We start from the raw sequence: 19,852 nt of genomic DNA, 5'->3' as shown, positions 1-19,852 counted from the left end.
GTCACCCCTAGCCCTGATAGTGACCCGTAGGGACAAGACACAGCGAAGCGTTTTGTGGCTTGGTTGAGCCATTGGTGTGTAGCGAAGTATGAGCGTAATGCCAATTCGCGAGATAAAGCAGGTTGCCGAAGGGTGCTTCTTTGCAAGATGCTTAGATTGAGATAAGAGTTGTGATGGTTAATTTAATGACTAAGAACGAGAGATTGTTTCTTAGTCATTAAGATTAGGCAATATTGTTTAGCGCTCGCTGTTTATCCATGTAAACTTTTAATCGGTTCGCTCTTGATTCGATTTCTTTCTCTCTTAATTCTCCGCGCTTCATGGCGAAGTTGATGGCTTGTTGGTCGTACACGCCTTCGTTCTGCATTTTCATGTTACTTATGCTGTTTTTTAGCTCTTCTTGGCTTCTGTCTCTTTCTATTGATTCAGTTTGAATTTTACCAATTGCTTCTACTTTCATATCGCCTCTGACCCCGTATTTATACCAGATGGGCTTTCCTTTTTTCTAAATTTAGTTGTAAGCGCTAATCTGGTCAAGCAATAGTGAAGCAACTTTCACAACTTTATGGCAAAGATCAATGCTTCGTGCTCTATCTCTTATATCTATCACGCTTATCCTGCTCTTTTTTGCTTTTTAACTATACTGATGGCGGGATTGAAAGAGTAAAAGGATTTATATGAACTACCAGCATCTTCAGGTTGAACAAGAGGATAATATTCTAATTGTTCGTTTGCACCGCCCTGAGAAGTTAAATGCGATAAATTACCCTATGTTTGATGAGTTAATTGATGTTAGCCGCAAGGTTAAGCATGAACGCGCTATTCGAGCGGTTATACTTACTGGCAGTGGCGATAATTTTAGCTCAGGTTTGGATTTTAATTCGATCATTAAACAGAAATCTCATGCCATTAAGTTGCTATTAAAGATCTGGCCGGGCAATGCTAATAAGGCGCAACAAGTGAGTGCTAATTGGCGTGGGCTTTCAGTACCTGTGATTGCGGCGATTGATGGGTATTGTTGGGGCGCAGGGCTTCAAATTGCACTTGGGGCTGATTTTAGAATTGCATCTTCTCGCGCTAACTTGTCGATTATGGAGTCGAAAATGGGGCTAACGTCTGATATGGCAGGGTCTTTAACGCTTAGAGAAATCATGCCTAAAGATCAGGCGATGAGGCTCAGTATGTGTGCGACGCAATTAGATGCAAAAACGGCGCTGCATCATGGGCTTATTACTGAGATTAACGACAAACCATTAGAGACGGCAATTGAGTTAAGTAAGCAACTTTCGCAGACGTCGCCTGATGCGATTGCGGCAACTAAGCATATTTATAACCGCTATTGGACTGCGCCTAAATGGAAGCTTCTGGCTTATGAGAGTTATAGCCAAGTGCGTATTTTGGTGGGTAAGAATTTTATGCAGGCGCAATATGCATTAAAGAAAAAGGCGCTGCCTATGTTTAAAAATAGACAACGCTTTTGGTGAGTTAACTCGCTGAGTTTATGGCTTAGTCGATAACATTTCGTCTAAGCCACCACCATTATGAACTTGTGTGAAACCTGCTTGTTTTAAGTAACTCATGGCTTGTTCTGAGCGATTTCCACTACGGCAATACACCACAATTGGCGTGTCTTTATCCATATTGGCAAAGGCGGTATCTACGGTATTTAATGGCAAGTTTGCGGCGTCGGTTAGGTGTCCTTGGCTAAACTCACCAGGGGTGCGAACATCGATTAATAATGCGCCTTGCTCGATAAGATCCCACGCTTGTTCACTGCGCTCTGATGCCCAACTAGTAAAAGACAGCATTGATAGTAGTAGACATAATCCCGCTTTGATTTTCATTTATTGTCCTTTTAAAATGCTCAGTAAAACTTGCCTTTATTTTAATCTGGATTGTGTGTTTTCACATAGGTTGCTCATCGTATTTATAGACTAGATCAAAAAAGCCGGTGCATTCTCTTTAATAAGGAATAACACTGGCTTTCTTTTCTATCTGCTGGTTACCTGCTGCTAACTGTCTTTAGTGCTTATGCATTGGCTGTTTCAACTTGCTCGGTTGTTTCACCACGGATAATGCGCGTTAGCTTAGGTGCGATTAGTAATGTGATCACAGCAACAACCGCGGTTGCATAGCCAATTTTACCAAAAACATCGCTGTAGATAGCCAGTGTTTGGTTGGCATCGGTTAGCCCTGCTGGCGCTGTAGTTAGTGTTGCTACCCACCCTGCAATAACCGCCGCAGTAGCAGAGGTTAAGAACCACATACCCATTGCAAAACCCATCATGCGTTGTGGTACAAGCTGCGCCACCATTGCAAGACCTAAACCAGACACAAGAAGCTCACCTAATGATTGGAAAGCGTAACAAACCACAAGCCAGTTAGAGCTCATGATGCCCTCTGCATTGGCAAAGCTTGCACCAAACTTTAGCACTAAGAAAGATAACGCACACAGCACCATACCAAAGGCAAACTTGTACGGCATGGCAAAGCGCTCACCTAAGTTGTTATAAGCAACCGCTAAGATTGGGCTCGCTATCATGATCCAAAATGGATTCAATGCTTGGAACTGCTCAGGCGCAACTGAAATACCAAATAAGTTATGCTCGATATTATGGATTGCAAAGAAGTTCAATGAGGTTGGCATTTGGAAGTAAAGCACAAAGAACACCACGCCTTGCAGCATTAGTGCAAACGCTACGAGCATTTTTGCACGCTCTAGCCCTTGGATTTTGAATGCTTCTTTCATATAAAGAACAACAATCGTTACGCCTACCACCACTAAAATAGCGTGAGCATAGAATAGGTGTTGCAGTAATATTGAACATAAAAAGCTTAATGCCACCGCGCCAATAACAACGCCTAAGTAACGTGTTTTATTTAGAGGAATAAGATCTGGTTCTGAACCAACACCTTTTACCATGCGAGAGCACATTAAGAAGTTTATAACGGTAATGATAAGACCAACCGCACTCACACTAAATGCCATGCCATAGCCAAACTGGCTCGCTATCCATGGTGTTAATAACATAGAGAAGAATGAACCAAGGTTAATGGCCATATAGTACATAGTGAATGCACCATCTAAACGCTTATCGTCTTGGTCATATACTTTTGCAAGTAAGCTTGATGGGTTGGCTTTAAACAGACCATTACCCATAGTAATAAAGCCCATTGCAACATAGATAAGGCCTGAGCCACCAATGTTCCCTGCCGATGCCGAAACACCTAATAGTGCATAACCAATGGTTAATATCAGCGCGCCAAGAGTGATGGTGCGTTTGGTGCCGATGACTTTATCTCCGACCCAACCGCCTATCGCTACCGAGCCAAAAATAAGTGCTGAGAATGCCCCAAAGAGTACAAATGATTCTGACTCTGACATTCCTAAAATTTTAACGAGATAAACGGCGAGAATGGCTTGCATACCATAGAAGCCAAAACGCTCCCAAAACTCGATTGAGAAGATTAAATAAAACTGCTTAGGCTGCTTGAATACATTCAAGTTAGACATAAATAAATCCCTGTATGTTGTGATTAGCTATTTTTCTTATGCATTTTTACGCATTACACAACCAACTTACTTATTTAACATTTACTTAGCACTAGCCAGAAATGGGATCTCAATTATCATTTATGGAAAATGAATTAAAACTTTATAAGATCATAGAGTTACAATAAATTACCAACTGAAATATTTTGAAACATTTATTACTGACACTATGATGACAAATTGTATGCGTTATTAGGGAAGGAAATAAATACCGTTCTAGATAAGCATTTAATCTTAAAAGAAGTTTTAAATGAGGTAACAGCAGAGGTGATTATCTGCTGTTGTTTTAGGAGGTAGTTTATATGAAGTGGAAGTTACATTGCTGCTTGTGGATTTAGACGAGTAATGGCAGCAAGGGCGATGATCAGTAAAGGCCAATGCGGCTGCCTGCGCTTTTTTTTTTGCCTTTTTAGCGACTGATATGCCTACTTCTTAATATAGATTAAGGTTTTGCTCTTTTCTTAGCGCTACTATTGCCGCCCTTTTATCCCAACGACATGACAGAACACTTCTAGAGGATTGCACTTGAGCACTTTGTTTACACAAACCCAGATTGGCAACATGACACTAAAGAACCGCTTTGTTCGAAGTGCAACGTGGGAAAATATGGCGACTGAAGATGGCCATATGACAGACAAACTTTACGATATCTATGAAGAGCTAGCTCAAGGTGAAGTTGGTTTAATAGTGACAGGTTATGCAAACATCGTTGAGGAAGAAAAACCCAATGCCGGCATGATGGGTATGTACAACGACTCTTTTATTGCTGAGTACCAAAAGCTGACTGAGTTAGTGCACAAGTATGATTCTAAGATTGCGATGCAGCTGGCGTATGGTGGCACTAAGACCACGTATAACGTCGGCGAGCGTGTGATCTTTGCACCAAGTGACGTATGCGAAAGAGGCACGCAAACTCTTGGTAAAGCGATGACTAAAGATGAGATTGATTACATTGTTGATGCCTTTGCTCAAGCAAGCCGTCGAGCGCAAGAGTCTGGTTTTGATGGTATTGAAATTCATGCGGCGCACACTTATTTAATCAATCAATTTTTAAGCCCATATTACAACCGTCGTGAAGATGAATACGGCGGTAGCTTAGAAAACCGCATGAGATTCTTAATTGAGATTTATGCCAAGATCAGAGAATTAGTGGGTAATGATTTCCCTATCTTAGTTAAGCTAACGGCAACAGAGTTTTTTGATGGCGGCTTAACCTTTGATGACACTCGCCTTATTTGTAAAAAACTGGAAGAGATTGGGGTTGATGCCATTATCGTTTCAGGCAATATTCACGGCAATGCGAGCACCATGATTGGCGAATCGTTCGATGGTTATACGCTGCAAGATGAAGGCTACTTTCGTGAGTATGGTGCGGTGATCAGTGAAGACATATCTATCCCTGTTATTACGGTGGGTGGTCTTAACGATATTGGTGCAATTGAAGCCATTGCTGAGAACACCAATATTCAATATTTTGCTTTATCACGCCCTTTGCTTGCTGAGCCTCAGTTAATTAAGCGCTGGAAAGAAGGCAGCAGAGCAGAAGTGGATTGTGAGCGTTGCTCTAAGTGTCGCACTAAACGCGGTAATTTCTGCGTAGTGTATAAAAAGAGAAAGCCAAAGAAAGCACAAGCGTAAATTTACTTTCTTTAGAGTGACAAATATAAAAACGCCGCAGGTATTAACTGCGGCGTTTTAGTTTGATTTACTAGAGGAGATTTTCCCATTATGGAACTTTTCTTCCATAGTTATTGGATAATTACGCTATTTCTCTCTTAGCGAGTTTTGTTTATCTTACTCCCATCAACAGCGCGTAGGTCGGATGTTCCCTCTTACGCTTTTGTTCACCGAATTTAGGAAGTAGATATGACTCACCCAATTATTGCCGATTTAAACACTCGTTACACAGCAAAAAAATACGATGCAACTAAACGTATCTCTGCAGAAGATATGGATGTGATTAAAGAAGCAATCCGCCTGTCTGCTTCTTCAATTAACTCACAACCATGGAAATTCATTGTTCTTGAAAGTGATGTAGCAAAAGAGCGTTTCCACGGTACGTTTGCGAATATGTTCCAGTTTAACCAACCGCACGCAAAAGAAGCGTCGCATACCATTTTGTTTGCACACAACCCGAAATTTGATAAAGACCAATACCGTAAAGTGGTTGATGCTGAAGTAAGTTCTGGTCACCTTCCTGCTGAGCGTTACAACGACATGCTTGATGGTGCTTACGGTTTTGTTGAGTTGAATACTGATGAAAATGGCTTTAATGGCAACTGGACTAAAGCACAATCTTACATCGCTTTAGGTAACACGCTGCACACACTTGCACGTATGGGTATTGCTTCTACTTCTATGGAAGGCGTTGATGCTCAGCTAATTGGCGAAGAGTTTAAAGACGAACTTGATGGCTATGTATGTGATTTTGCTCTTGCACTGGGTTACCACAAAGAAGTTGAAGATTATAACCACGGTCTTCCAAAAGCACGTTTAGCGATGGAAGATGTGATTACGGTTCTTTAAGAACGAATACCAATCTACATAAGTATTTGATCATTCTTGCTTGTTAAAACAACCCTGCTCTTTTGAGTGGGGTTGTTTTTATTTATTGAGCTGTTTCTATTTATTGACCTGATACATGGTTTCAAAATTTGGGATATGTTGCTCCCAACGAGGCGGCTCGCCTATATACTCCTGCACTGCCGCAATAAACTCTCTCACTAACGCGGTCTGTTTTCTGTGTGGATATAAGGCATAAACCGCAAGCCCCTTATTACAAATGGCATAGTTTGTTAATAACGGCTTTAGCTTCATCTCTTCAATTGAACATGCTAAATTGGAAGAGGCGATAACGGCATAACCTAACCCATCTTTTACCCCTTCCAATAGCGTTCTTACGTCATTCACTTTGTAGTTCCCCTTCATCTTGTAGTTTTTAAACTGCTTTGAATCTGGTGTTTCACTAAACCTAACAGTATCCACTGTTAACGACCCATTGCTATAGATAACAGAAGGCAAACTAACCAACTCTTCTGGGGTGCTAGGTTCACCATATTGCTCAATGAATTCATGGGAGGCTAAAACAACCGCACGAATGTCTGCTATTTTTTTGGCAATTAAACTTGAATCATCTAAACGACCTAAGCGAAAAGCGACATCGAAGTGATCGGTGATAATGTCAGATCGTTTGTCGTCCATTAGCAGCACAATCTCTACATCTGGGTATGATTTCATGAATTTACTGATCACAGGTTGCAGATATTGCTGTCCAATATGCACTGGTGCTGTAATTCGAATACGACCTTTTGGCTCTGCATGATAAGAATCAGCAATAGTTTGTACATGGCCGATGGTGTTAACCAGTTGATGAGCTTGCTCTAAGATCTCTTCACCGGCAGGAGTTAAAGAAAAGGAGCGGGTCGAGCGATTGAGTAGTTGCACTCCAAGCTCTGTCTCTAATTTTTTTATCTGCTTAGAAAGCGTTGAATTGTCCATATCATGCAGCGCAGCGGCTTTGGTAAACGAGCCTTGTTGTACAACATCAATAAAGAGTGAAAGCTGATTAACCAGAGACATGACGGATCCTTTGTTTAAATAGAGAGGCGTTAACTAATGACATTATAAATCATTAACTAAAGCCTATTATACTGGTTTAAATGTGAGATGGTATCAACGCATTAGCAGATAAATGACATGCATAACTGTCTTCTATTCTACTTACCAAGGATCTTTTGATAAATGCGTTCTGCTAATTGATGACTGGCAATATTACGATCTATCGTTGTTGTGGCTAACTTCCCTTTCTCTACAACACTAATCCAATCTTGGATCATATTCTCAAACCCTTTACTGGTTAGCATTGGCGTCCAATCTTTAAGAGAAAGCTTTTGCTCTGTACTGTTATGCCAGATTTTCCCTTCTACAAAAGAGCTAAATTCAACGGCTTGATTTACATAACTTGCCGATACTCGCTCTGTTGTGATGCCAAAATGACGATCCATTGAAGCATGTAATAAAGTCTCACCAACTTGCCATTGCACATCTAATCTTGCGAGTTGATTGCCTTGCATTTGATGTGTGATATACAAATCATCTATTGTCGCCTGAGCGTTTAAGTTGATACTGTCTAATGGATGGATAAAATCATCAAAAATAAAGGTGCGTAGATCACCCGGCAAAGCATGACGGTGTTTCTCCCAGCGCAGTGAGCGTAGCTGACCTACTTCTCCGTTTGCCAACTCTGGTAAATGTTGATTATATAGCGGGATATGGCGACGATTAAAACCAACATAAAGTGGCTGATTATGCTTGGCAGCAATAGTGTAAAGTTGCTCAACCTCTTCTGCTGAATCCGCTAACGGTTTATCTACAAAGGTAGGTACTCCGTTTTTAAGAAAGAAGGAGGCGATGTCAAAATGCACGCGAGTAGCCGCATGGATCATTACCGCATCAACGCCCAAAGTTAGTAGCTCTTGGTAATCTTCACAATATTGATCCACACGATATTTCTGTGCCAATTGTTTAAGTACCTCTGGATTGCGAGTACAAAAAACCGGCTGAACATTCTCAAGCTGTGTGATGATAGGCAGGTACGCTTTTTGAGCAATATCACCCAAGCCAATGATTCCAATTTTCATGATGATCCTTGTTTAAATACGATAGGTATACTGCAACGCTATCACAACTTTATAAGGCTGCCATCATTTATCAAATAAGAAAATTAACGCTAACCAACAGCAAAAATTAAAATTACCAAAGTTCTGGTTTATTAAACGCTGGAACACATGAAGAGTCGCCATCAATCCCGCTCAGCTCTTGACCACTTAGAGATTGTGCTAACCATCCATGAGGGTAACTAAGCGTAAGTGGCGCTTTAAATTGCGCTTCTGTTACTGGTTGGAAAGCCACTTTTGAATAAAAGCTAGGATCACCATAAGTAAACGCTAATTCCACACCTTCTTTTTTCATTGCTTGAAGGCCAAAATTAATCAGCTCTTGACCAATTCCTTTGCCTTGATAATCCGTATGTACAGCGACTGGCGCAAGTAAGAAGACGTTGATATCTGCTTTAAATGTCAGTCTGGTGAATAAAATACTGCCTATTACTTTCTCATTTTCTGTTGCTACAAATACGTACAAGTCTTCAGCTTTAGTGGTTCCAATAAGATCTTCTACTAGCTGACCAATTAACTGCCCCTCTTGCTCTCCTTCTGAGTCAGAAAAGGTTTTAGTAAATAGTGCGTTAATCTCGTTTGTTTGTGTTGCTGTATATAAAGAATATTTCATTGTCTTATCCTATCTTTGAATTTTTTAATATAAACATTTGGTAATCATATTCACCGGCTCTTTGGTGAAAGATTGCGATTTCGCGCTCGATATCAGCCAACACAGAAGATCCGTATAATTCTTCTTTTAGCTCGTTTAATCTTGCTTCTAATGGGCGGTAATAGGCTTGCCAAGCTTCTTCGCTGAGTGAGAAAGTATCAATCAATTCATAACCCGCGGCTTCTGCCTGCTTAATGCGAGCAGCCGTAGTTGTCATGTCTGGATATTCTTTTTGCCAAAAATCGACGATCCCTTGCTTTGGCTTATCAACGCTCCATACGGCATCACTTAATACAAGGACACCGTTTTCTTTCAGTAACGGTTTCCACGCTTTTAGTGCCGCTTCAACCCCCATGATATAAGCACTGCCCTCTGACCAAATAAGATCAAAACTTGCAGCCTCACAAGGTAGGCTTGTCATGTTGGCGCAAACCGTTGAGATCCTATTATCGAGGCCTTTTGCTTTCATTTTTTGCATTAACGCGTCTAGGGCAAACTCTTCATTATCTACCGCTGTGATTGTCGCTTGAGTATTCTCCGCTAATATCTGAGTCGCGATACCTTGCCCGCAACCAATTTCCAGTATGGTATTAATTTGGTTCGCTACTCTATTTAATGCTTTCAACCTGTCAGCTTTACTGCCTGGCCCCCACGTTTCTAACGCTTCAAATACCAAGTTAAAATCTTGCATATAACGATCGTGTTCATTCATGTCTTTTGATAACCACTTTAATCTCATGGCTTGTTTTTCATCAAACCCTTGTTTTATTAACCATTCTAAATGTGCTGAAGGCGCTTGTTGTTCAATGGTTTGATGCCAATCTCTCATTGAGTTCATACCAAGCATTGAGGATAGAAGCTCTCTCGCTTTTTGTTTCTTTGCGATTTCATCATCTAATACATCTAGCCTATGCAGCAGCTTCTCTCTGTCTATTTTGGCCTCTAAACAAGCCTGACACTCTTTTAGTGACAAACCTCCTGCTTGCAATTGTTGCAATAACACTAGACGCTGAAGATCGTTTTCTGAATAGCTGCGATAACCATTGGCTTGTCGTTTTGCTGAAATCAGGCCTAACTTCTCGTAATACAATAAGGTTGAACGACTTAATCCTACGTGCTGCGCTAACTCAGAAATACGATACATACACTCTTTCCTCTTGGTTGATAACAAACACTATAAACTATGAAGCTTTAGACAGGTCAAGCGTTCACTCTTTTTAATACAAAAATAGATCCATTTATGCTTCAATCTCTTCATGCTTTTAAATCAGAGACAATCATGACTATTGAAAAATTTGAATCCATTTATCAACGAGCGGCGCAGCGTAAAGGTGGGAAAGCACAACTAGAGCTGATGCTGCATAAGCCATTATCACCAGAAGAGTTAGCCGCGATCCCTGATGATCGTTGGTTAGCTGTATTTACAGAAAAGGTTTTTCAGTGTGGTATTTCATGGAATGTAGTTCGTAAAAAATGGCCTGAATTTGAAGAGGTTTTCTTTCAATTTCGCATTCAACCTCTATTACTTCAACCCGATGAAACATGGGAGGAGAAAGCGAAAGACCCGCGAATTATCCGCCATTTAACTAAAGTAATGACTATCCCAGCCAATGCCTTGATGATAAATATGGCAAGCCTAAGATATGGTTCGTTTGGCAAAATGGTTGCAAATTGGCCTAGTGACGATATTACGGGCTTATGGGCATATCTTAAAAAACACGGAAAACGCTTAGGCGGTAATACGGGGGCTTATGCATTACGCCAAATGGGTGTCGATACCTTTATTTTATCTTCCGATGTTGAGTGGTATTTGCGTCATTGCGATATTATTGATAGTGGCCGAGATACGAAGCGAGCACTTCAAGCAGCAACTCAAGCATTTAACCAATGGAAAACTGAGTCAGGGCGATCTTTGTCTGAAATTAGCCAAATAATTGCCTATAGCTGTGGCGATAATCGAATCGTGTAATTTTCTTGGTTCTTAGGGAGATCATTCTGATCTCCTCTAAATTTATCCATATGATATATGTACGATTATCGTCTTATTTCTAATTCAAACCGAAAACTCTACCCATTAATTTCCTTCCCCACCATAATTCATCCGCAAATCTGATGAGTTTAAATGCAACATTCACCCTATTGATAATTTACAAAATAGTCGGTATGGTCGCAAAGTAATCGAAATTATGGACAGCCAATTAAATGAAAATTAAACACATACTTTACTCTTTATGCTTAGTCGGTGTGCTAGGTATGACCTTTACCCTTGGGTACACTAACAAGATCAGCCAAGATTCAAACCAACTAAATCAAGCCCGTTTGGATTTAGCAGAATTAGAAATCAATTTGCTTAATATGCGTCGTAATGAAAAAGACTTTATGGCGAGAATGGATTTAAAATACCTTGCTAAGTTTGATGAAAATGCTCAAAAATTCATGGATAAAAGCCAAGAGATATCTCAAATATTTGATGATTTTGATATTAAACTTGAGCGTAATGATCTGATAAAGAAAGAATTAGAAGAGTACCAAATCACGTTTAAAAACCTTATTAGTGCCTATCAAGTATTAGGACTCACCCAGCAAGATGGATTGCTTGCCAATTATCATAAAAATCGGAAAATATTATTCTCTAAAGCGTTTCGCCAACAAAACATCAGTTTATTAGAAGGGATTCTACGCTTTGATGAAAGTGTAGCTAGCGGTAACCTTATTACGCTAAATAATTATACTGGCGAGCTATTTTCCTTAGCTTCTCAGGCCAATGCGGTAATTAAGCAAAAAATCAAATTAGGCTTAAAATACGATCAAGGCCTGAAAGGCGAAACTCGTGTAGAGTCTTCTGAAGTTGAAAGTAATTTCTCTCTGTTAGCTCAAGAGCTAAACGAAAAAGTGGATGAGCATATTGCCTATTTAAATTGGCAAAAATACCTTGTCTCTGGCTTTTTAATCATCATATTAATTGCTCTTTCTATTACACTCTCATTAATGATTGTTCGCCGCATTTCAAACCAAGCTAATGTCATTAAAGAAATCACTGATACCAATAATATTTCATTACGTGCTCAAAATATGGGCAATGATGAGACCAGCCAAATAGGGTTAAGTTTTAATCAATTACTGGATAAAATTCAGTCTCTGGTTGGTGATACACAACAAAAATCAGTTCACTTAGCAGGCAGTGCATCTGAAATGAGAGAGAAACTGAAGGGAGTACTGCGCGATTTTGATCAGCAGTCGCAACATACAATGATGATGGCCACGGCAGTCAATGAAATGAGCCTAACCGTCGCTGAAATTGCGAACAATACTGAGGCTGCAGCAAGTAATGCCACCCAATCACATCAGCACGCGACAGAAGGCCAAGCAACCTTACATGCGGCATCTCAAGAGATCTCTCAGTTATCGAGTTCTCTGATCTTAAGCCAAACAGACATTTCGCATTTAAGCGGTTTAGTTGGTCAAGTAGGCAGCGTGGTTGAGATGATTCAAAGCATTGCAGAGCAAACCAATCTTCTAGCGCTAAATGCCGCAATTGAAGCCGCTCGTGCTGGTGAACAAGGCCGTGGATTTGCGGTAGTTGCTGACGAAGTTCGCTCTTTAGCCACAAGAACACAAGCATCGACTGAAGAGATACGAACAATCATTGAATCCATTCAAACTCAAACGGATAAAGTGGTTACGAATATTGAGAAATGCAGTGACCAGGGTGAAAGTTCGGTTGAAAAAGCCAGCAGTGCAGAAGCGATATTAAATAAGATCATCGTGGATATGTCGAGCATTTCTGACTCATCGATTCAGATAGCCTCTGCCATTGAAGAGCAAAACACAACAACTAACGAAGTAAGCCAAACTATCACTGAACTTAATGACTTAACTGACAGTAACATTCACTCAGCACAAGCTTGTTTAACTGAACTGCAACAGGTAGCAGAGCAAGCTGAGGAGATGAAAAAACAAGTTTCACAATTTAAGACCAGTTAAACACTAGCCTTAAACTAAAAAAGACAGCCATATAAAAATATCGCTGTCTTTGTTTTATTCTTTCTTATTAAATTCAAGTAATATGCCAACAGCCAATACTGCTATCACTATTGTCACAGCATAACTCATCCATATAACAAGCTCTGTTAGCGGGCTTAACCCACCTGAGATATTCATCACTCCTCCTTGAGTAATATCTGTATCAGGACTCTATTCTACTCTTATTTATTACATTTAAAGTGTGACACAAGCCAAAAAATGACTAAATACTGAAGTATTAATAATCCGCTTTTAAACTTTTGTTACTGTTATTTATGACAATTACATAAAAATACAAGTTAACTCTAAATGAGCCTCATAGGCTCAAATTTTGATTTGCTAAACTAAAATTTAATTCCATAATTAAACATAAATAAAAACAACAAACGAGAAGATGATGGATAAACCGATTTGCCCATGCTGTCGCCAACAAAAAGAATGGTTTTATAGTGAAACAAGTGGCATTTGGTACTGTATTTGTGGCCATGTTCTTTTTATAGCTTAACTCCTATAATTTATAAATAAACAAGAAAAATAAATATTATCAGACTATCATTAGATCTTACCCTCTCACCTTTAGGAGTGTGAATGAAATGGATTTCACTGTCTGGTTTACTTTTTATTTTCATTACAACAAACGCCTTTTCTACCTCTCTAGAGGTCGCTTTTTTAGGTTACAGTAATCACTATGTTGACAGAGACTATGATTATAAAGAGCACCATCAATTAATAGGCTTAAGCATTAATAATGGGTTTAGCGTTGCTCATTTTGTCAACTCTTATCACAATAAGTCAACATTGATAGGTTGGAAGTTTAGAATGGATGACGAGATAAAAATATACGATCTATCCATTCATTTAGGAGCTGTCGCTGGCGTTGTTACAGGCTATGAACAGGACCAAATCATCACTTACATCAATGAAGACATTAGCTTATATTTAATACCTCAGCTAATCTTTACTTACCCTATTACCGACACAATCGCCCTTTCTGTTGTAAATGGTATTACGGCAGATACAACAGGCATCACCTTTATACACCACCTGCAATTGTCTTTTGATAATTTATTTTAATTTTTTCGCTCTTACAAAAGCCGTTAATAATTTATCAAAGTCTAACCGATGAGTACTTTTTCCTATCGATCCTTTATTCCCATTCGTTTTCTCTATCTCTAATGTGTACCCCTTACGAGAAAGGTAACCTAACACACTAAAAAAGATGAAAACTAATGAAGTAACGGCTTCAACTAAATAATCAGATAGCTCATTCCCACTTAACGCATCGAGGATTGGCAATATTAAAAACCAGCCAATGGTATAGAACATGATCACACTGAATATGCCTAGTCCCATTCCATACTTAATACGCTCTTTTCTCCCCCACTGAATTATATTAAGACCTAAAATATTCTCTAACTTTTCCTTGTGGCCTTGATAGGTAAAACTGTTTTCTGTGAGCTGATATTTTTTCGAATCAAATAATACCTTGTTCATATTTTCCCTTCTTATTTATTATTGTTGCGATAAGTTATTTAGTTTTCTTAGAAAAAAGCATTTTATAGATAGATTGAAGAAAGACGGCAAAGCCATAACTAACATTTGCTTTGCCATATTCATCAACCGCATAAATGAAATTTGATTTGAATTTTTCGACAGCGTCTTCAGGAGTATCTGCATAGATGACATCATCCTCTACTTCAAACCCTTGATCTAAAATCTCGGATTTCTCTTGTAAGAACGAACTTGATGCCATATCAAGAAAGGTGTATTGCTTACAATTGCTGTTGGGAATGCAAAAGAATTGGTACTTAGCCATAGCTAGTTTCCTCTATTAAATAAAACGTCTCAAAAATGATTTGAAATTGGATGTGATATTTTATTATTTAGAGTTAACAAGATTTTTATAAACCTGATTAATGAATGTATTTATTTGCAGTAAAAAAATCAATAAATAAATAAGTATAAGTTGATCTAACCCTCACTATACTCAGTTTATGTATACAAAAATCCCTCCATTAAATCTTATTAACAAATGAGCATTATTAATAACTATAAAATAATTGCGGTTATACTCTAATTTATTAAATTTAATAATAAGATTATCATCTTATCCGAGAATATAGTCACATATTTTCTTTCGTTACAGGCATACACTCCTTACCATCCTCAATTAATTAATACGGCATCAGAAGGATTTTTTATGTCGCAAGTTTCTCTCAATGGCGATTGGACACTAACTTCACCTACGCACCCAACAATTTGCATTCCGATGGTCATTCCTGGTGATAATTATCAAGCCCTTTATCGCGCTAACCTTATCCCTCACCCTTATCAAGACACAAACGAACAAGATGTACAGTGGGTTAATCAATGTGATTGGCACTTATCTCGCACCTTTTCTTTATCTCAATCTAACCTAAACGCCTCTTCGTTACTTTTGAATTTAAGCCGTTTAGATACCCTTGCTGATGTTTTCATTAACGATGAACTCGTATTACGCAGTTCTAATATGTTTCACCTACATCGCATTGATATCACTCCATTTGCTGTTATAGGTGAAAATAGGATCTCGGTTCATTTGCATCGAGTTGATGAAGAAGCAAAGAGACGAGCAGAAACCTTACCAATGCCAATTCCATGGGCTGTCGGTAATAATCAAATCCCACATATGAATTTAATCCGTAAAACACAATGCCACTCTGGTTGGGATTGGGGGATCTGTTTATTGGTTTCTGGAGTGTATGACCCTATCACGATTGATGTGATTAACTCTATCGCCTTACATTCTGTGCACACAGAGCAAATTTGGCATCAAGGCAGTGTCGATGTTCTCGTTTCCATTAGGCATGAACCCATTGCGGAACAGCAATTGACAATAATTTTTGCAGAACAAACTCAAACACTACTTAGTAATAGTAGTGGCGAAAGTAGCACGATTTTTCACATTGAAGATCCGAAGCTTTGGTGGCCCGCAGGCTATGGAGAACAACCGCTTTATACACTTAATGTTGAACTTGATAACCAATCCATATCTAAGAGAATTGGGCTTCGTCAGCTAGAGTTAAATAATAAAAGCGACCACATAGGCTCTGCGATGGAGTTTGTTATTAATGGGTTTCCTATTAGTTCAAAAGGGGCGAATTGGATCCCGACGGATGCCATGCCAAGCCTCGAATCAGAAGCTCGCTATCGTGAATTATTAAGCAGCGCAAAAGACGCGAATATGAATATGATCCGCGTATGGGGGGGTGGGCAATATGAATCAGATATGTTCTATAATATCTGTGATGAATTAGGGCTAATGATTTGGCAAGACATGATGTTTGCTTGCTCACTATATCCATCAACTGAAACTTTTATGAATGATGTTGAGCCCGAGATCCGCCAACAAATTCAGCGTTTAAAAGATCACCCCTCTATTGTGCTTTGGTGTGGCGATAACGAAGTAATTGGTGCCATTGGTTGGTACGCTGAATCCAAGAATAACAAAACTACCTACACGGTTAATTATGACCGTTTAAACCGTAAGATTGCTCAATGGATTGCAGAAGAAGATCCTAGCCGTCGTTTTTGGAGCAGCTCACCGTGCAATGGAGATATGGATTTTGGTGATGCATGGCACAATGATAACCGAGGCGATATGCACTTTTGGGATGTTTGGCACTCTGGTAAATCATTTAATGCGTATTTAGATATCAAACCTCGTTTTTGCTCTGAGTTTGGTTTTCAGTCATGGCCTTCTTTTGCGGAAGTAAAACGTTTTGTTCCAGAGCAAGATTGGAATGTCACCTCTCCAACCTTTGAGAGCCATCAAAAGAACGGACGCGGCAATAGCATAATCACCGAAATGTTTACTCGTTATTTTCGCTTTCCATCTAACTTTGAGAATATGTTGTATTTAAGCCAAGTTCAGCAATCTATTGCGATAAAAACAGGGTGCGAATATTGGCGAGCTATCAGCCCTATATGTCGTGGAATGCTGTATTGGCAACTTAACGACAACTGGCCTGTCAGTTCATGGTCTAGTATTGAATACAGCGGCCGATGGAAGCAACTTCATTACCACGCGAAACGATTTTTCGCGCCGACCTATCTGCCTTTTGAAGAGACAGAAACCGAGTTACGTATTCACGCTGTTAATGATAGCCGTGATGAAAACCATCTTGATGGCACCGTTTATTGGATGAATTTGAATGGTGAGATATTAGGCCAGTGGTCTATCAATTATACGATTGAAGCGGATGGTAACGATGTTATTTGGTCATTATGTAAAGAAAAATTCCAACTAAATGCCAACAATAGTTTCTTTTTCGTAGAAACGAGAGTGAACGGTATTCAAAATGAAAACACCTGGTTTGCAGCCCCTACTTTCAAACAACTTAGGATTCAAAAAGCGAAGATTGAGGTGACACTTAACGGCTCTGAAATTACGTTATGCTCCGATAAACCAGCATTCTTTACCCATTTGGAACATGATGGTAATGGTCGCTTCACTGATTCTAGCTTTACATTATTACCAAACACACCACGAATTATTCACTATATTGGCGACGATATTGAAACACTTAAGCAAACTCTGCGTGTGTATGATTTATCTAACAGCTATTAACCGCTTCAGTATTTTGCATTACCTATAATCAAAAGCCAATGGAATAGACCATTGGCTGTTTTATACTAATTACTTTTGCAATCCAAACATTGCTTTTGATGTATAACGGTGTATGCCTCTCTGCTGATTATTTTCTAAAGCCAAACCGAGCATGAATTGAGCCACTTTTTCCCCTTCAATTGGCTTATAATTAAGTAAAAAGCCTTTCATAAGAGGTGTGAATACTCTTGTTACTGCCTGTAATAATACTTCGTCTTTTCTTGGCTCATCCCTGTCTCCTGCTAATGGTCCAGGTTGCATAAATGTCACACTATCAAACCCAATATCTGATATCTCAGCTTCCATTTGTCCTTTGCATTTTAAATAGTGAGATAACGCTGACGGTGATGCTCCGATGCATGAAACCACATAAATATGCTTAACACCTATGTCATACATTTCCTTGGCAGTATTAACGACTAAGGTGAGATCAATCGCTTTTAATGCTGCTTTGCTGCCTGCTTTTTTTAGCGTGGTTCCCAAAGTAATAAAGCCTATTGTTGGTGAGGCTTCTTGTACTTGTTCTTTATTGATTTTCAACTCTGAGTCTATCATTTGAACTAGTTTTGAGCTGCTCGCATCTAATGGACGACGACTGATACTGTATACATGAGTAATGCCGTGACTCTTCAATGCAAAGTTTAATAAATGGTGCCCAATGAGACCGGTAGATCCCGCAATAATAATCGATGTTGAATTAACCATAATTTACTTCTTAAGCCGTTATTGCTGATACTTTTAGCCTAACCCTTAATGGCCAAGCTGTCCTGCTTTTGTATAAAAAAAGCCAGTGAACTCTCTCACTGGCTTCTAAAGATATTAATTTTAAGCAATTTTATGCTTGTATAAATAAGATTATTAGATTGCCCATCCGCCGACATAAAATGCAATCAAAGCGATGGTAATTGATACAATACCTACGTTTAATTTTTTAAACTCACCAGCGAATACGCGGCCGACCACTAACGTCGTAAAACCAATCATAATACCGGTTACGATGTTCGCTGACAGAATAATGAATACCGCACAGACAAGACCAGATAATGCATCTACCGAATCTTCAAAATCCAACTTAGAGACGTTACTTAGCATCAGTAAGCCAACGTACATCAATGCAGGAGCCGTTGCGTAAGTCGGTACTAAGTAACTTACTGGCGATAAGAAGATCATCACTAAGAACAACACACCAACAACCGTTGCAGTAAGGCCTGTTTTTCCACCTGCCGCAGTACCTGCTGCTGATTCAATATAAACGGCCGCAGGAGCACCACCAACAAGACCTGCGACCATTGAGCTTGCTGAATCTGCTGTTAATGCCTTGCCGCCATCAATGATCTTACCGTCTTTATCTAGTAAGTTCGCTTGGCCTGCTAACGCTCGAATTGTACCTGTCGCATCAAATACGGCCGTCATAACCAAAGCAATAACAACAGGAAGAATTGCAGGTGTTAACGCCCCCATAATATCCATAGAACCGATCAATGAGCTCCCATCTGCTGTTTCTAAACTTGGCAGAGCAAAGAACCCGTTGTAGGTGACGCTTGGATCAAAAATCAAACCGATAATTGAGATAGCAACAATCACTAATAAAATGCCACCAGGAACACGCTTTTTCTCTAAACCAAAGATAGCAGCAAGACCTAGTACCGACATAATAACGGAGAACGACTTGATGTCACCTAACATAATCGGTAAGCCTGCATGTGCATTTTTTACGATTAAGCCTGTACCATCAGCTGCAATCAACAGTAAGAAAAGACCGATACCAATACCAGTACCGTGAGCAATGCCTGAAGGTAAGTTATTTAAAATCCACTGACGGACGCCTGTCACCGTAATAAGCGTAAACAAAGCCCCCATGATAAATACAGCACCAAGCGCAACCGGAATGCTTACCCCTTGTCCTAATACCAGACTAAACGCGGTGAATGCCGTTAATGAAATAGCACAGCCAATCGCCATTGGAAGATTTACCCATAATCCCATTAACAATGAACCAAATGCCGCCACTAAGCAGGTAGCAACAAATACAGCGCCGGTATCAAACCCTGCGGCACCTAGCATGCTTGGCACAACGATAACCGAATAAACCATCGCTAAAAATGTCGTTAGACCTGCGATCATTTCTGTTTTCACGTTGCTGCCACGCTCAGAGATCTTAAAAAAGCCATCAAGTTTTTTATCTAAATTAGATTGTGGTGCCGTACTCTGTACATTGTTCTGCGACATTAGAACATTCCTTAAAATAGGTAACTGTAAAGTGGAGTTAATTTTCTGCGCGCATTTTTGCATAAACTGAG

Annotated in this window: 19 protein-coding genes; 7 read left to right on the top strand and 12 right to left on the bottom strand. The window is 39.5% G+C overall.

Translation table 11 applies throughout. The annotated features are described in order from the left end of the window. Positions 1–223: 223 nt before the first annotated feature. On the bottom strand, positions 224–460 hold the full coding sequence (locus F8B77_RS03105) for a hypothetical protein (RefSeq protein ID WP_151653598.1): 237 nt from the start codon (positions 458–460) through the stop codon (positions 224–226). Positions 461–677: 217 nt separating this feature from the next. On the opposite strand from F8B77_RS03105, the gene F8B77_RS03100 reads away from it, so the two are divergent. Further along, positions 678–1,484, top strand: a complete 807-nt coding sequence (locus F8B77_RS03100; RefSeq protein WP_151653596.1) for a crotonase/enoyl-CoA hydratase family protein — start codon at positions 678–680, stop codon at positions 1,482–1,484. Positions 1,485–1,499: 15 nt separating this feature from the next. Here the strand turns inward: F8B77_RS03100 and F8B77_RS03095 are convergent, their stop codons facing one another. Further along, a complete protein-coding gene (locus tag F8B77_RS03095; protein ID WP_151653594.1) occupies positions 1,500–1,844 on the bottom strand; it encodes a rhodanese-like domain-containing protein in 345 nt (114 codons plus the stop codon). A gap of 185 nt (positions 1,845–2,029) precedes the next feature. Continuing rightward, positions 2,030–3,514, bottom strand: a complete 1,485-nt coding sequence (gene dtpA / locus F8B77_RS03090; protein WP_151653593.1) for a dipeptide/tripeptide permease DtpA — start codon at positions 3,512–3,514, stop codon at positions 2,030–2,032. 564 nt (positions 3,515–4,078) lie between these two features. Between dtpA and F8B77_RS03085 the strand changes: the two genes are divergently transcribed. Both F8B77_RS03085 and F8B77_RS03080 read left to right on the top strand, forming a co-directional pair. Next, positions 4,079–5,191 (top strand): NADH:flavin oxidoreductase, encoded by a 1,113-nt coding sequence (locus F8B77_RS03085; protein ID WP_151653591.1) that lies wholly within the window; start codon positions 4,079–4,081, stop codon positions 5,189–5,191. A 228-nt stretch (positions 5,192–5,419) separates the two neighbouring features. Beyond that, complete coding sequence (locus tag F8B77_RS03080) at positions 5,420–6,079, top strand: nitroreductase family protein (RefSeq protein WP_122032476.1); 660 nt, start codon at positions 5,420–5,422, stop codon at positions 6,077–6,079. Positions 6,080–6,175: 96 nt separating this feature from the next. Here the strand turns inward: F8B77_RS03080 and F8B77_RS03075 are convergent, their stop codons facing one another. From F8B77_RS03075 to F8B77_RS03060, 4 genes are all read right to left on the bottom strand, one after another. Beyond that, positions 6,176–7,132 carry a LysR family transcriptional regulator gene (locus F8B77_RS03075; RefSeq protein WP_151653589.1) on the bottom strand — a complete coding sequence of 319 codons (957 nt, stop codon included), beginning with the start codon at positions 7,130–7,132 and terminating at the stop codon, positions 6,176–6,178. Between the two features lie 137 nt (positions 7,133–7,269). Next, on the bottom strand, positions 7,270–8,193 hold the full coding sequence (locus F8B77_RS03070; protein ID WP_151653587.1) for a Gfo/Idh/MocA family protein: 924 nt from the start codon (positions 8,191–8,193) through the stop codon (positions 7,270–7,272). A 112-nt stretch (positions 8,194–8,305) separates the two neighbouring features. Beyond that, on the bottom strand, positions 8,306–8,842 hold the full coding sequence (locus tag F8B77_RS03065) for a GNAT family N-acetyltransferase (protein WP_151653585.1): 537 nt from the start codon (positions 8,840–8,842) through the stop codon (positions 8,306–8,308). Between the two features lie 4 nt (positions 8,843–8,846). Continuing rightward, the gene (locus tag F8B77_RS03060) at positions 8,847–10,025 is read right to left on the bottom strand and encodes a MerR family transcriptional regulator (RefSeq protein WP_151653582.1); all 1,179 of its coding nucleotides are present in this window, start codon (positions 10,023–10,025) and stop codon (positions 8,847–8,849) included. Positions 10,026–10,160: 135 nt separating this feature from the next. On the opposite strand from F8B77_RS03060, the gene F8B77_RS03055 reads away from it, so the two are divergent. Next, the gene (locus F8B77_RS03055; protein ID WP_151653580.1) at positions 10,161–10,850 is read left to right on the top strand and encodes a DNA-3-methyladenine glycosylase I; all 690 of its coding nucleotides are present in this window, start codon (positions 10,161–10,163) and stop codon (positions 10,848–10,850) included. A gap of 233 nt (positions 10,851–11,083) precedes the next feature. After that, the gene (locus F8B77_RS17475; RefSeq protein ID WP_167512744.1) at positions 11,084–12,865 is read left to right on the top strand and encodes a methyl-accepting chemotaxis protein; all 1,782 of its coding nucleotides are present in this window, start codon (positions 11,084–11,086) and stop codon (positions 12,863–12,865) included. Between the two features lie 54 nt (positions 12,866–12,919). Here the strand turns inward: F8B77_RS17475 and F8B77_RS18030 are convergent, their stop codons facing one another. Next, positions 12,920–13,042, bottom strand: a complete 123-nt coding sequence (locus F8B77_RS18030) for a hypothetical protein (RefSeq protein ID WP_280114363.1) — start codon at positions 13,040–13,042, stop codon at positions 12,920–12,922. 450 nt (positions 13,043–13,492) lie between these two features. Between F8B77_RS18030 and F8B77_RS03045 the strand changes: the two genes are divergently transcribed. Continuing rightward, entirely contained in the window at positions 13,493–13,978 is a 486-nt protein-coding gene (locus F8B77_RS03045) for a hypothetical protein (protein ID WP_151653578.1), read from the top strand. Here the strand turns inward: F8B77_RS03045 and F8B77_RS03040 are convergent. Together F8B77_RS03040 and F8B77_RS03035 are read right to left on the bottom strand one after the other, a co-directional pair. Further along, positions 13,970–14,398, bottom strand: coding sequence for a hypothetical protein (locus F8B77_RS03040; RefSeq protein ID WP_151653576.1), 429 nt, complete (start codon positions 14,396–14,398; stop codon positions 13,970–13,972). The genes F8B77_RS03045 and F8B77_RS03040 overlap by 9 nt on opposite strands. A 34-nt stretch (positions 14,399–14,432) precedes the next feature. Further along, positions 14,433–14,720 (bottom strand): hypothetical protein, encoded by a 288-nt coding sequence (locus F8B77_RS03035; RefSeq protein ID WP_151653574.1) that lies wholly within the window; start codon positions 14,718–14,720, stop codon positions 14,433–14,435. Positions 14,721–15,104: 384 nt separating this feature from the next. Between F8B77_RS03035 and F8B77_RS03030 the strand changes: the two genes are divergently transcribed. Beyond that, positions 15,105–17,513 carry a beta-mannosidase gene (locus F8B77_RS03030; RefSeq protein WP_151653572.1) on the top strand — a complete coding sequence of 803 codons (2,409 nt, stop codon included), beginning with the start codon at positions 15,105–15,107 and terminating at the stop codon, positions 17,511–17,513. 69 nt (positions 17,514–17,582) lie between these two features. Here F8B77_RS03030 and F8B77_RS03025 read toward each other — a convergent pair whose 3' ends face one another. Further along, complete coding sequence (locus F8B77_RS03025; protein ID WP_151653570.1) at positions 17,583–18,257, bottom strand: NAD(P)H-binding protein; 675 nt, start codon at positions 18,255–18,257, stop codon at positions 17,583–17,585. 153 nt (positions 18,258–18,410) lie between these two features. Further along, a complete protein-coding gene (locus tag F8B77_RS03020; RefSeq protein ID WP_151653568.1) occupies positions 18,411–19,781 on the bottom strand; it encodes an NCS2 family permease in 1,371 nt (456 codons plus the stop codon). Between the last annotated feature and the right edge of the window lie 71 nt (positions 19,782–19,852).

It is taken from the genome of Aliivibrio finisterrensis, assembly GCF_008933155.1.
Taxonomy (GTDB): domain Bacteria; phylum Pseudomonadota; class Gammaproteobacteria; order Enterobacterales; family Vibrionaceae; genus Aliivibrio; species Aliivibrio finisterrensis.
This window is presented reverse-complemented; position numbering and strand designations above follow the sequence as displayed.